The sequence below is a fragment of the Nocardioides aurantiacus genome, assembly GCF_003752505.1.
GTDB classification, from domain to species: Bacteria; Actinomycetota; Actinomycetes; order Propionibacteriales; family Nocardioidaceae; genus Marmoricola; species Marmoricola aurantiacus.
Genome location: NZ_RKHO01000001.1, coordinates 251,634 through 264,241 on the forward strand (window position 1 = coordinate 251,634; position 12,608 = coordinate 264,241).

Annotated in this window: 11 protein-coding genes; 9 read left to right on the plus strand and 2 right to left on the minus strand. The window is 73.4% G+C overall.

Annotation, left to right across the window (positions count from 1 at the left end):
- The first annotated feature begins 1 nt into the window (after position 1).
- The 4 genes from EDD33_RS01240 (at position 2) to EDD33_RS01260 (ending at position 5,531) form a co-directional block, all read left to right on the plus strand.
- Positions 2 to 1,054, plus strand: coding sequence for a phosphatase PAP2 family protein (locus EDD33_RS01240; RefSeq protein ID WP_246003304.1), 1,053 nt, complete (start codon positions 2 to 4; stop codon positions 1,052 to 1,054).
- A 308-nt stretch (positions 1,055 to 1,362) separates the two neighbouring features.
- Entirely contained in the window at positions 1,363 to 2,778 is a 1,416-nt protein-coding gene (locus tag EDD33_RS19865; protein ID WP_170169668.1) for a C40 family peptidase, read from the plus strand.
- Between the two features lie 114 nt (positions 2,779 to 2,892).
- Positions 2,893 to 4,836: an acyl-CoA dehydrogenase family protein gene (locus EDD33_RS01255; RefSeq protein ID WP_123388786.1), complete on the plus strand. Its 1,944-nt coding sequence runs from the start codon at positions 2,893 to 2,895 to the stop codon at positions 4,834 to 4,836.
- Positions 4,836 to 5,531 (plus strand): class I SAM-dependent methyltransferase, encoded by a 696-nt coding sequence (locus EDD33_RS01260; protein ID WP_123388787.1) that lies wholly within the window; start codon positions 4,836 to 4,838, stop codon positions 5,529 to 5,531. Before EDD33_RS01255 ends, EDD33_RS01260 begins: the two co-directional genes overlap by 1 nt.
- 13 nt (positions 5,532 to 5,544) lie before the next feature.
- Here the strand turns inward: EDD33_RS01260 and EDD33_RS01265 are convergent, their stop codons facing one another.
- Positions 5,545 to 6,087 carry an inorganic diphosphatase gene (locus EDD33_RS01265; protein WP_123388788.1) on the minus strand — a complete coding sequence of 181 codons (543 nt, stop codon included), beginning with the start codon at positions 6,085 to 6,087 and terminating at the stop codon, positions 5,545 to 5,547.
- 102 nt (positions 6,088 to 6,189) lie between these two features.
- Between EDD33_RS01265 and dacB the strand changes: the two genes are divergently transcribed.
- The 4 genes from dacB to EDD33_RS01285 all read left to right on the plus strand — a co-directional run bounded on the left by dacB (position 6,190) and on the right by EDD33_RS01285 (position 10,845).
- Entirely contained in the window at positions 6,190 to 7,662 is a 1,473-nt protein-coding gene (gene dacB, locus EDD33_RS01270) for a D-alanyl-D-alanine carboxypeptidase/D-alanyl-D-alanine endopeptidase (RefSeq protein ID WP_123388789.1), read from the plus strand.
- On the plus strand, positions 7,659 to 8,723 hold the full coding sequence (locus EDD33_RS01275) for a zinc-dependent metalloprotease (protein WP_246003305.1): 1,065 nt from the start codon (positions 7,659 to 7,661) through the stop codon (positions 8,721 to 8,723). Before dacB ends, EDD33_RS01275 begins: the two co-directional genes overlap by 4 nt.
- Before the next feature lie 9 nt (positions 8,724 to 8,732).
- On the plus strand, positions 8,733 to 9,710 hold the full coding sequence (gene tilS, locus EDD33_RS01280) for a tRNA lysidine(34) synthetase TilS (protein WP_123388791.1): 978 nt from the start codon (positions 8,733 to 8,735) through the stop codon (positions 9,708 to 9,710).
- Between the two features lie 529 nt (positions 9,711 to 10,239).
- A complete protein-coding gene (locus tag EDD33_RS01285) occupies positions 10,240 to 10,845 on the plus strand; it encodes a hypothetical protein (protein ID WP_148076907.1) in 606 nt (201 codons plus the stop codon).
- Positions 10,846 to 10,930: 85 nt separating this feature from the next.
- Here EDD33_RS01285 and EDD33_RS01290 read toward each other — a convergent pair whose 3' ends face one another.
- Positions 10,931 to 11,968, minus strand: coding sequence for an LLM class flavin-dependent oxidoreductase (locus EDD33_RS01290; protein ID WP_123388793.1), 1,038 nt, complete (start codon positions 11,966 to 11,968; stop codon positions 10,931 to 10,933).
- A gap of 77 nt (positions 11,969 to 12,045) precedes the next feature.
- Between EDD33_RS01290 and hpt the strand changes: the two genes are divergently transcribed.
- Complete coding sequence (hpt, locus tag EDD33_RS01295; RefSeq protein WP_056539472.1) at positions 12,046 to 12,597, plus strand: hypoxanthine phosphoribosyltransferase; 552 nt, start codon at positions 12,046 to 12,048, stop codon at positions 12,595 to 12,597.
- Positions 12,598 to 12,608 lie beyond the last annotated feature (11 nt).

The following is a 12,608-nucleotide window of genomic DNA, read 5'->3' on the forward strand; positions in this document are numbered from 1 at the left end:
CGTGAGGCGCGCGTACACGACCATGATCACCATCGCGGTGGTCATGGGGCTGTTGGCCTACTTCACCGGCCAGGCGCTCGGCCTGCCGATGCGCGACCCCGACGGCTTCCTCGGCCCCGCCTGGGTGCGGGCACCGATGCTGGTGCTCGGCGCGTTCGTCGCCGACATCGTGCCGCGCACGCTGTGGCGGTCGCGGTTCCGGCCCACCGAGTTCCGCCGCGAGGCGCGGCTGCTGATCCGCGAGCACTGGACCCGCGAGCGGATCCAGGTCGTGGTGCTCGGGGTGATCTGCTTCTACGTCACCTACGTGAGCTACCGCAACCTGAAGAACTTCCTGCCGTTCGTGCGCGACGTCGGCGTGCAGCCGGGCGACTACGAGCTGCACAAGTTCGACCAGTGGCTGTTCTTCGGCAACGACCTGGCCGTGGTGCTGCACAACGCGCTCGGCACTGGCATCACCGCGCAGGTGCTGTCGTGGGTCTACCTGATCTTCCTGCCGACCGTGCCGATCTCGGTGACCATCTGGGTGGTCTGGTCGCGCAACGTCAGCTTCGGCTACTGGTACGTCACCTCCCAGTGCATCTGCTGGACGCTCGGCACCGCCAGCTACTACATGATCCCCACGCTCGGCCCGAACTTCGCCTTCCCGTGGCTCTACTTCGACCTCGACACCACCGGGGTGACGGCGCTCCAGGAAGCGCTCTACTACGGCCGTGGGGACGTGCTGTCCGGCGTCTCCGACGGGGTCCAGTCGATCGCCGGCTTCGCCTCGCTCCACGTCGGCGTCACCCTGCTGATGGCCCTGGTCGCGCAGTACACCGTGCGCCACCGCCCCATCCGGATCGTGCTCTGGGTCTACATGGGCATCACGGTCCTCGCCACGACGTACTTCGGCTGGCACTACATCGCCGACGACATCTTCGGCGCCCTGATCGCCTTCACGTCCTTCTACCTCGGCGGCCTCGCCACCGGCCAGAAGTTCGACGAGCACGGCCGCCACTCCCACCCCACGACCACCACCTCCAACGTGCCGGTGGAGTCCGAGGTCCGGTAGGGGGTCGGGCAGTTTCACCGGCTAGCCGGTGAAACTGCCCCGCGAAGGGTGCAAACCGGGCGCTGGCGGGCAGTTTCCGCAGCTCCGACGCCCGATTCGTCCCTTCCTGGCGAACGCCGGTCCGGGGCTCGCCCGCAAATCACACGCGTGTGACTCGGGGACGTGTGGGACCACGTTGTCAAGACGACACGCAAGTTACAGATCTGTTCTTCTGGGATTGATGTTCCCAATGTGACGCGTGGGACCTAGCCTCGGCGACGTCCCGTGCCGTGGGGAAGCGGCGCGGGACCCCCGACGAAAGGCCTCGCGTGCTGTCCGCACGAGCCACCCGACGCTCCACCGCCGCCCTGGCGACCCGTGCTGCGACGTACGCCGCGGCGGGCGGGCTGGTGGGTGCCCTCGTGCTGGGCCTGGTCCCGCCGGCCGGTGCCGCACCCGTGCCGCAGCGGCCCGACGCCCCCGCGCCGGTGCCCAGCCGCGCCGAGGTCGACCGCGCCGAGGCCGCCGTGACCACCGGTCGGGCGGCCGTGGCCGGCATCGAGGCCGCGATGCTCGCCGCGAGCGCGCGGCTGCAGCAGGCCGAGGTCGAGGCGCAGCAGGCCGCCGAGGCCTACAACGGCGCCCGCTGGCAGCTCGAGCAGGCGCAGGACGAGGCCGAGCAGGCCGCCGCCCGCGAGCAGCGAGCCCGCCAGGCCGTCGCCGACCAGCGCGTCGGGATCGTCGCGCTCGTCACCGACAGCTACCAGAACGGCACCGAGCTCGGCACCGCCACGGCCCTGCTGGGCGACGAGGGGCCCGCCGGGCTGATGAACCGCGCCGCCGTCGTCCAGAGCGCGGGTGAGTCGATGGACGCGCGCTACCGCGACTTCCGGCGTACGTCGGCCCGCGCCGACCGCGCCACCGAGCGCGCCTCCGCCGCCGAGGAGCGCCAGCAGGAGCTCGCCGACTCCGCCGCGAGCGCCGCCGCCGGTGCCTCGTCGGCCGCGGCCGCCGCGGCCGGGGCAGCCACTGCCACCGCCGCCGAGCAGCAGCGGCTGGTGCGCTCGCTGGCCCGGGCGCAGGGCGTCTCGGTCGCGCTCGCCAGCCAGCGCCGCGACGCGCTCGAGCAGCGCAGCCGCGCCCGCGCCGCCGCCGCCGCGCGCGCCGCCGCGGCGACGGCACCCGTCGCCACCCCCGCCCCGGCCACGCGGGCCGGCGAGCCCGCGGCCGCGCCCCGCGCCACCCCGCGACCCGCCCCGCGACCCACCCCGCGTCCGGACCCCGCTCCGGCCCCGGCCCCCCGGCCGAACCCGGCCCCCGCCCCGGCCCCCGCTCCGGCACCGGCGCCTGCCCCTGCCCCCGCTCCGGCCCCCGCGCCCAGCGGCTCCGCCGTCCAGCGCGCCATCGCCTACGCCGCGGCGCAGGTCGGCAAGCCCTACCTGTGGGGCGCCGACGGCCCGTCGTCCTTCGACTGCTCCGGCCTGACGATGCGGGCCTGGGAGCGCGGCGGGATCTCGCTGCCGCACTACTCCGTCGCGCAGTACTACGCCAGCACGCCGGTCCCGATCTCGCAGGCCCGCCCGGGCGACCTGCTGTTCTGGAGCAGCAACGGCAGCCCGAGCGGCATCCACCACGTCGCGCTCTACCTGGGCGGCGGCCGCCTGATCGAGGCGCCGCGCACCGGCGTACCCGTGCGCTACAGCACGCTGTCGTACTGGTACCCCACCTTCGCCGCCCGCCCCTGACCCCGGGCTCGACGGGGGCTGCCGACGAAACCGCGCCGGGTGGGCCCGGGTCGAGTGCACGAGTGTGCTCGGTTCCACACCCGATCGGCGCGGGATTCGGGCACAGTGGAAGGCATGGCCGACACCACGTCCCTCTCCGTCGACGTCCCCGCCCTGACCTCCCTGCTGGACGGTCGCTACGCCGAGGTCCGCAACCTCGTGCGCAAGAACCTCGCGGAGTACGCCGGCGTCATCCAGGACCAGGTCGAGATGACCGACACCGACTTCCGCGAGCGCGTCCGCGAGGTCATCAAGCACATGGCCGACACCGGCGCGACCGGGCTCGGGTTCCCCACGGAGCACGGCGGCGGCGGTGACGTCGGCGCCTCGATCGCGGCCTTCGAGACCCTCGCCTTCGGCGACCTGTCCGTGCTGGTCAAGGCGGGCGTGCAGTTCGGGCTCTTCGGCGGGGCCGTGCTCCAGCTGGGCACGAAGCGACACCACGACGCCTACCTGCGCGACCTGATCAACGCCGACCTGCTCGGCTGCTTCGCGATGACCGAGTCCGGCCACGGGTCCAACGTGCAGCACCTCGGCACCGTCGCGACCTACGACGTGGCCACCCGCGAGTTCGTGATCACCACCACGACCGAGTCGGCGCGCAAGGACTACATCGGCAACGCCGCCGCCCACGCCTCGCACGCCGCGGTGTTCGCGGTCCTGGAGATCGGCGGGGAGTCGCAGGGCGTGCACGCCTTCGTGGTGCCGATCCGCGACGAGCACGGCGAGGCGATGCCGGGCGTGCGGATCGGTGACGACGGCCCCAAGATGGGCCTCCGCGGGGTCGACAACGGCCGGCTGTGGTTCGACGAGGTCCGCGTCCCCCGCGAGAACCTGCTCAACCGCTACGCCGACGTCAACGAGGCCGGCGTCTACAGCTCCGACATCGAGAACCCCGACCGCCGCTTCTTCACGATGCTGGGCACCCTCGTGCAGGGGCGGGTGAGCGTGGGCGGCGCCGGCATCTCGGCCAGCAAGGTCGCCATCACCATCGCGGTGAAGTACGCGCTCAAGCGCCGCCAGTTCGGCGCCCCCGGCACCGACGAGGAGGAGCTGCTCCTCGACTACGGCCTGCACCAGCGCCGGCTGCTGCCGCGGCTGGCGCGCAGCTATGCGCTGCACTTCGCCCAGGAGGTGCTGGTCGAGCAGCTGCACACCGCGAGCAACGACCCCGACTACCCCGAGCGCGACCGACGGGCGCTGGAGTCCCGGGCCGCCGGCACCAAGGCGCTCGGCACCTGGCACGCCACCGACACCATCCAGGAGGGCCGCGAGGCCTGCGGCGGCGCCGGCTACCTCGCCGTCAACCGGTTCGCGGCGCTCAAGGCCGACACCGACGTCTTCACCACCTTCGAGGGCGACAACCACGTCCTCCTCCAGCTCGTGGCCAAGGGCCTGCTCACCGACTACAGCACCAACTTCGAGGAGCTCGACCAGTTCGGGGTCGCGCGCTTCGTCGCCGACCTCGCCGTCGAGACCGTCATGGAGCGCACCGCGGTCCACAAGATCCTCGAGCGGCTGCGCGACGTGCTGCCGTCGTCCGACGACGGCCAGGACGAGTCGACGCTGCTCGACGCCGACTACCAGCTGGCGATGCTGCGCTGGCGCGAGGAGCACGTGCTCTCCGGCGTCGCCCGCCGCCTCAAGCGCGGCATCGACGGCGGCTCCGACCCGGTGCAGGTCTTCAGCCAGGTGCAGGACCACGTCATCCACGCCGCGCGCTCCCACATGGAGCGGCTGGTGCTCGAGGCCTTCACCGAGAAGCTCCAGGCGCACCCGGACGACCCCAACGCCGAGACGCTGGCGGCCGTGCGCGACCTGTTCGGGCTGAGCACGATCGAGGCCGACCGCGCCTGGTGGATGGAGCACGGCCGGCTCTCCAGCGCCCGCAGCAAGTCGATCACCCGCGAGGTCAACGCGCTGTGCCGCCGGCTGCGGCCGGTCGCCGACGACCTCGTCGACGGCTTCGGCATCCCGGTCGAGATGCTGCAGGCGGAGATGCTCGAGCAGGGCTACTGATGTCGGCCCTGCGACGCCTCGTGGGCCAGGTGCCCGGTGTCGGAGGGTGGGACGAGGACCCGCTGTGGGGCTCGGTCTACGACTGGAGCGTCGAGCACCCGGTGACGGGCGGCGCGCTGTGGCGGCTCGGCATCGGCAGCGACCTGCGCCTGCTGTACGCCGCGGCCGGCGAGACCGGTCGGCTCCCGGCCGGGTCGGTCGTGCTCGACGTCCCCAGCGGGGGCGGCGTGGCGCTGCGCGGGCTGCGGCCCGGCCAGGCAGTGCGCTACGTCGCGGTCGACATCTCCCAGCGGATGCTGGACCGCACCACCGCCTCGGCCCGCCGGCTCGGCGTCGAGGACCAGCTCGAGACGGTGCTGGCCGACGTCGTCGACCTGCCGTTCGCCGACGGGTCCGTGGACCACGTCGTCAGCCTGACCGGGCTGCACTGCTTCCCCGACCCGCGCGGAGCGGTCCGCGAGCTGGCGCGGGTGCTGCGTCCCGGTGGCGTGCTGACCGGAAGCGCGCTGCTCAACGACTCGGGCCTGCGCTTCGAGGGCGTACGCCGCGGCGGGCGCCTGGCCGGCCTGCTCGGTCCGGGCGCCACGCGGTCCGACGTACGCCGCTGGCTCGTCGCGGACGGCTTCGAGCAGGTGACGGTGCGGCTCTCCGGCGCGATCGGCTACTTCCGCGGCGTACGCGCGGACGGGGCCTGAGGCCCCGACCGGGTCAGTTGTCGGTGTCGCGACCCACGGAGGGAGCGGCGTCGCCCTTGACGCCGGACTCGTGCGGGTCCTCCTTGAAGCGCTCGAACGAGGCGTTGACCTCGGCCTCGGCCTCGCGACGGCCGGTCCACTCGGCGCCCTCGACGGACTTGCCGGGCTCGAGGTCCTTGTAGACCTCGAAGAAGTGCTGGATCTCGAGCCGGTCGAACTTCGAGACGTGGTTGATGTCGCGCAGGTGCTCCAGGCGCGGGTCCGTCGCGGGGACGCAGAGGACCTTGTCGTCGCCGCCGGCCTCGTCGGTCATCCGGAACATGCCGATCGCGCGGCACTTGATCAGGCAGCCGGGGAAGGTGGGCTCCTGCAGGATCACCAGGGCGTCCAGCGGGTCGCCGTCCAGGCCCAGGGTGTTCTCGATGTAGCCGTAGTCGGCGGGGTACTGCGTCGACGTGAACAGCGTCCGGTCCAACCGGATCCGCCCGCTCTCGTGGTCCACCTCGTACTTGTTGCGCTGACCCTTGGGGATCTCCACGAGCACGTCGAACTCCACGGCACTTCCTTCTCTGCAGGACGTCGCGGCCCCTGGGCGGGCGCGCCGGGGCTAGTGTCGCGCACATCCTGCCGGTCCGCACATCGAGGAGGCACCCCGCCCATGGGGCGTGAGCCACGCCACAGCCGCATCCACCCCGTGCTGCGCCACCTCGCCGAGCTGCTCGTGCTGGTGATGCTGGCCGCGGCGGTGGTCAGCTACCGCTTCGACCTGGGGGAGCGGTGGTTCGGGTGGGGACCCGTCGACCCGGCCACCGAGCCCGCCGCGGTGCTGCCGCCCGAGGGCCTGCGGCTGCCGGCCTCCCGCGTGGCCCAGCGCGTGGCGGTGGCCGGCGAGCACGTCGACGTCGACCCGGCCGCGGTCTCGGCGGCGGTCGCGCCGCTGCTCCAGCGCCGTGTCCTCGGCCCCCACTACGCGGTGCTGGTCACCGACCTCGGGACCGGCGAGGAGGTCTACCGCGCCGGCGCCCGCAGCGTGGTGCCCGCCTCCACGACCAAGCTGCTCACCTCGGTGGCGGCCCTGGAGTCCCTCGGCGGCACCAGCCGCTTCACCACCTCCACCCGCTGGCAGCCGCAGGCCGGCCGGCTGGTGCTGGTCGGGGGCGGCGACCCGTTGCTGGCCTCGGGCCCGAGCGAGGACGCCGGCACCTACCCCCGCCGGGCCGACCTCCGGACGCTGGCGAAGCGGTCCGCGCAGGCGCTGCGCGCCGAGGGCGTACGCCGGGTCCGGCTCGGCTACGACGACAGCCTGTTCACCGGGCCGGCCGTCAACCCCACCTGGGAGCCCGGCTACCTCGACGACATCACCTCCCCGATCAGCGCGCTGTGGGTCGACCACGCCGAGGACCCCGACGGCTTCGGCTTCGTCGCCGACCCGGCCGCCGACGCGGCGCGGGTCTTCGCGGCGGCGCTGCGCCAGGCCGGCGTCCAGGTGCGCGGCCCGGTCGCGCGCACGCCCGCCCCCGTCGACGCGACCACGACCGACCCGCCGCCCACGCTGGCCTCGGTCCGCAGCGCCACCGTCGGCGAGATCGTCGAGCGCCTCCTGGCGGTCAGCGACAACCAGGCCGCCGACGTGCTCGCCCACCACGTCGGGCTGGCCGAGTCGGGGCAGGGCTCGTTCGAGGGCGGCGCGGCCGGCGTCCTCGGGGTCGTCCAGCGCCTCGGCGTACCCGTGGACGGGGACCGGCTGTTCGACGGCAGCGGCCTCTCCCGCGACAACCGGCTCAGCCCCGACACCCTCGCCGGGGTGCTGCGGCTGGTGGAGGAGCAGGACCGGCCCGAGCTGCGTCAGGTGCTGACCGGCCTCCCGGTCTCGGGCTTCACCGGCTCGCTCGCGCTGCGCTTCGACGAGGGCCCGCCGGCCGCACGCGGCCGCGTCCGGGCCAAGACCGGCACCCTCACCGGCGTCCACGGGCTGGCCGGCGTGGCCGACGACCCGAGCGGTGGCCGGATGGCCTTCGTCGTCGTCGCCGACCGCGTCCGGCCCGAGAAGGAGCTCGAGGCGCGGGACCGCGTCGACCGGATCGCGGCCGCCCTGGGGGCGTGCAGGTGCGGCGTAGGGTCGCCGTCATGAGCGAGGGAGCACCAGGCAGCGCCCGGATGGTCGACTGGGACCTGGCGGTGCGCGTGGGCTCCCGGCTCGTCGGCGAGGGCCCCCAGGTCTCCCGGCGGGAGGCCGCCGACGCCGTCGCCGAGCTGCGGGCCGGGGCCGACCGCTCGACCCAGCTGGTCCGTGACTTCACCGGCCTGGTCGCCACCGAGCGCACCGCGCCGGTCCTCGTCGTCGACCGCCCTGGCTGGATCCAGGCCAACGCCGACGGGTTCGCGACCATCATGGGCCCGCTGCTCGACAAGCTGACCGAGAAAAAGGGACCGCCCGGCGGTCTCACCCAGGCCATCGGCTCGCGGATCACCGGCGTCGAGCTCGGCACCATGCTGGGGTTCCTCGGGTCCAAGGTGCTCGGCCAGTTCGACCCGTTCCACGACCAGCCCGGCGAGCAGGGGCGGCTGCTGCTGGTCGCCCCCAACATCGTCCACGTCGAGCGCGAGCTCGGCGCCGACCCGCACGACTTCCGGCTCTGGGTGTGCCTGCACGAGGAGACCCACCGGGTGCAGTTCACGGCCGTGCCGTGGATGACCGAGCACCTCCGGTCGCTGATGGGCGAGATCCTGTCCTCGGTGCAGACCGACCCGGCCGAGCTCGTGGGCGACCTCGTCCGCAAGCTGGGCGACGTGCGCGGCGGCCGGTCCGACGGCAGCCTGCTCGACCTGTTCGCCAGCCCCGAGCAGAAGGCCGTGATCGACCGGGTGACCGGTGTGATGAGCCTGCTCGAGGGCCACGCCGACGTCGTCATGGACGGCGTCGGTCCCGAGGTGATCCCCTCGGTCGCGCAGATCCGCCGCACGTTCACCGAGCGCCGCAAGGGCGTCGGTGCGCTCGACCGGCTGCTGCGCCGGCTGCTCGGCCTCGACCAGAAGATGGCGCAGTACCGCGACGGCGCGATCTTCGTCCGGGCCGCCGTCGACAAGGTCGGCATGGACGGCTTCAACGCCGTGTGGGCGGGGCCGGAGAACCTGCCCGGCAAGGCCGAGATCCTCGACCCCGCGCTGTGGGTCGCCCGCGTCCACGGCTGACCCGCACGCGTGGCACCCCAGCACCCCGCGGTCGCCGCGGTGCGCCTCGGCGTACGACGCGCGCTGACCGACCTCGACCCCGGCGCCACCGTCCTGGTCGCCTGCAGCGGCGGCGCCGACTCGCTCGCCCTGGCGGCGGCCACCGTCGCCGAGGCCGCCCCGGGGTCGCTGCGGGTCGTCGGGGCGACCGTCGACCACGGCCTCCAGGACGGCTCGGACGCGCAGGCCGCGCGGGTGGTGCAGCAGCTCGCCGACCTCGGCGTCGACGAGACGGTGGGCGCCCGGGTGGTGGTGTCCGCCGACGGGTCCGGGCCCGAGGCGGCGGCCCGGGAGGCGAGGTACGCCGTGCTCGGCGAGATGGCGCGCCACTTCTCCGCGGCCGCCGTGCTGCTGGGCCACACCCTCGACGACCAGGCCGAGACCGTCCTGCTCGGCCTGACCCGCGGTGCCGGCGCGCGCTCGCTGGCGGGGATGCGGCGCTCCTTCGAGGTGTTCCGTCGGCCGCTGCTCGACGTCACCCGCGCGCAGACCGAGACGGCGTGCCTGGTGCTGGGCCTCGAGCCGTGGTCCGACCCCCACAACGACGACGACCGCTTCACCCGGGTGCGGGTGCGCACGCGGGTGCTGCCGGTGCTGGAGGACGAGCTGGGCCCCGGCGTCGCCGCCACCCTGGCCCGCACCGCCGACCAGCTGCGCCGCGACACGGCGTACCTCGACGAGGTGACCGCCGCCGCCCTCGCCGCCGCCACCGGCCCCGACGGCCTGTCGGTGGTGGTGCTCGCCGACCTCCACGAGGCCGTCCGCCTCCGCGTCCTGCGCTCCGCGGCGCTGGCCGCCGGCGCCCTGCCCGCCGAGCTCGCCACCGTCCACCTCGACGACCTCGACCGCCTCGTCACCGCCTGGCACGGCCAGAAGTGGGTCGACCTCCCCGGCCACCTCCGTGCCTCCCGCTCCGGTGGTCTGCTGGTGTTCAGGTCGGTGGGGTGAGCGGTTGCTGATTACCCGGACGTCCGGGTAATCCGGGACTTGTCCGCTGTCGTGACGGCTGACAAGTCCCAGAGAAGGCGGACGGGTCGGTCTGGTCGATGGCGCTTGTCCACAGGTCCTGATTCTCCAGGTGCGCCCACGGTGGCCGGTGTCGCAGGGTCGGGCCATGCATCCGGCTCTGCGCGCGGCAACCAGCCCTCACGGCGTACTCATGCGGTCGGCGGCCCTGGAGCGGGGCTGCGATGACGACGACATCCGTGCCGCTCTGAGGAGCGGCGAGCTGTGGAGGATCCGCGCCGGAACCTATGCGTGGACCCGGCACTGGGACTCGCTCGACCAACGAGGTCGTCACCTGATGGGGGTGCGCGGCGTGGTGCTCAAGGCCGAGACCGATGTCGTGGTGTCGCACATCAGCGCGGTGGTCCTTCACCGAGGACCCCTGTGGGAGCTGCCCATCGACTTGGTGCACGTGACCCGGCCGGACCGTCGCGGGGGACGGCGGGCCGCGGGGGTGGTCCAGCATCGTGGCGTGCTCGCAGAGTCCGACGTGGTGGTGGTCGACGGGCTCGAGGTGACGAGTACGACGCGTACGGCGCTGGACGTGCTCGCCCTCCACGACCTCGAGCACGCGCTGCCGGTGCTGGACGACTTCCTCCGTCGTGGTCTGACGAGCACCGCGGCGCTCGAGGAGTGCCGGCGCCGCATGGACTCCTGGCCGGGCACCCTGTCCGCCGACCTCGCGATCCGTCTCAGCGACGGGCGACGGGAGTCGGTGGGTGAGTCGCGGACGGCGTACTGCTTGTACCTGGGCGGGGTCCCCAGGCCCACGCCGCAGTGGCGCGTCCTCGATGCGCGCGGAGTGGAGATCGCACGACTGGACTTCGCCTGGCCGGACGCGGGCGTGTGGGTCGAGTTCGACGGCAAGGAGAAGTACCTCAAGCACCGGCGGCCGGGTGAGAGCGTGGTCGATGCGGTGCTCCGGGAGAAGCGGCGCGAGGAGCGCATCGCCCGCCTCACCGGATGGCGGTGCATCCGCATCGTCTGGGCCGACCTGTTCCACCCCGAGGCCCTCGCGGCGTACGTCGTCAGCGTGCTGCGCGGTGGACCCGTGCACGCCGGCCGCAAGAGCGCCTGACGTGTCAGCCGTTCTGGGCACTCGTCAGCCGTCGGGACGACTGACACGTCCCCAATTACCCGGACGTCCGGGTAATCCAGCAGCCTCAGACCGCCTCGGCAAGGAGGCGCAGGGTGGCCTCCCGGGTGGGGGCGGAGGTGGGGTCGGTGCCGGTGAGGGCGCCGGCGACGGGGTGGACCATCACCTCGTCGACGTCGAAGGTGTCGGCGAGCTCGCGGACCTGCTTGGCGGCGTCGGCGGGCGTGCCGACGACCCAGCGGGTCAGCATCGACTCCGCCAGTGCGCGGTGGGCGTCGGGCAGCGGGTCGGCCTCGGCCTGCTCGACGGTGCGCTGGGGGGCGAGCTGGCCGCCGGTGCGCAGCGCGACCATGGCGTGCAGGTTGGGCAGCACCAGGCGCTGCGCCTCCTCGGTCGTGTCGGCGACGACGGCGTTGACGGTGAGGAACGTGCGGGGGCGGTCGAGCTGCTCGGAGGGGCGGAACTGCGAGCGGTAGAGGTCCAGCGCCTCGGCGGTGCCGTGGCCGGAGAAGTGGTGGGCGAAGACGTACGGCAGGCCCTTCTCGGCCGCCAGCCGTGCCGAGTAGTCCGACGAGCCCAGCAGCCACACCGGGGCCACCGAGGTGGCGACGGGGGTGGCGCTGAGCGGGTGGGAGCGTCCCTGCACCTGCAGGCCGACCCCGCCGGGGCTCATCATCGCGATGACGTTGTCGACGTACGACGGGAAGCGGGAGACGGCGTCCTCCTCGACCCCACCGGCGCCGTGGCGCAGCGCCCACGAGGTGACGGGGTCCGAGCCGGGGGCCCGGCCGATGCCGAGGTCGATCCGCCCGGGGAAGGCGGCCTCGAGCAGCGCGAACTGCTCGGCCACCACCAGCGGGGCGTGGTTGGGCAGCATCACGCCGCCGGAGCCGACCCGGATCCGCGACGTGGCGGCGGCCAGCATCGCGATCACCACGGGCGGGTTCGTGGCCGCGACGGCGGGCATGTTGTGGTGCTCGGCCACCCAGTAGCGGGTGTAGCCGGCCTCGTCGGCCACCTGCGCGAGGCGGCGGGCGGCGGCGAGCGCGTCACCGGTGGTCTGGTCGGAACGCACGGGCACGAGGTCGAGGACGGAGAGCTGCATACCGGCCCAACGAACCGGCGGCGACCGGCATTCCGACCGGTATGTCGGACAGCGCCCCGCCGTGGGAGGGTGGCTCCATGGACGCAGCCGACCTCGAGGGCGATCTGGTCAACATCCTGTTCACCGAGGAGGACATCCAGCGTCGCCTCGCCGAGATGGCCCGGCAGATCGAGCAGGACTACGAGGGCGAGGACCTCCTCATCGTCGGCGTGCTGCGCGGCGCGGTGATGGTCATGGCCGACATGGCGCGGTCGTTCAACCGCCACCTCGAGATGGACTGGATGGCGGTGTCGTCCTACGGCTCGGGCACCAAGAGCTCGGGCGTCGTACGCATCCTCAAGGACCTCGACACCGACATCAGCGGCCGCCACGTGCTGATCGTCGACGAGATCATCGACACCGGCCTCACGCTGAGCTGGCTGACCGCCAACCTGGCCTCGCGCAACGCCGCCTCGGTGGAGATCTGCACGCTGCTGCGCAAGCCCGAGGCGCTGACGATGCAGGTCGACGTGAAGTACGTCGGCTGGGACATCCCCAACGAGTTCGTCGTCGGCTACGGCCTCGACTACAACGAGCGCTACCGCAACCTGCGCGACATCGGCACGCTCGCCCCGCACGTCTACAGCTGAGCCCGTTCCCA

Bases quoted from the DNA above. Each gene is read 5' to 3' on its own strand.
- dacB (WP_123388789.1), top strand. From the start codon at position 6,190: ATGGGGCGTGAGCCACGCCACAGCCGCATCCACCCCGTGCTGCGCCAC.
- EDD33_RS01260 (WP_123388787.1), top strand. From the start codon at position 4,836: ATGTCGGCCCTGCGACGCCTCGTGGGCCAGGTGCCCGGTGTCGGAGGG.
- EDD33_RS01290 (WP_123388793.1), bottom strand. From the start codon at position 11,968: ATGCAGCTCTCCGTCCTCGACCTCGTGCCCGTGCGTTCCGACCAGACC.
- EDD33_RS01275 (WP_246003305.1), top strand. From the start codon at position 7,659: ATGAGCGAGGGAGCACCAGGCAGCGCCCGGATGGTCGACTGGGACCTG.
- EDD33_RS01255 (WP_123388786.1), top strand. From the start codon at position 2,893: ATGGCCGACACCACGTCCCTCTCCGTCGACGTCCCCGCCCTGACCTCC.
- hpt (WP_056539472.1), top strand. From the start codon at position 12,046: ATGGACGCAGCCGACCTCGAGGGCGATCTGGTCAACATCCTGTTCACC.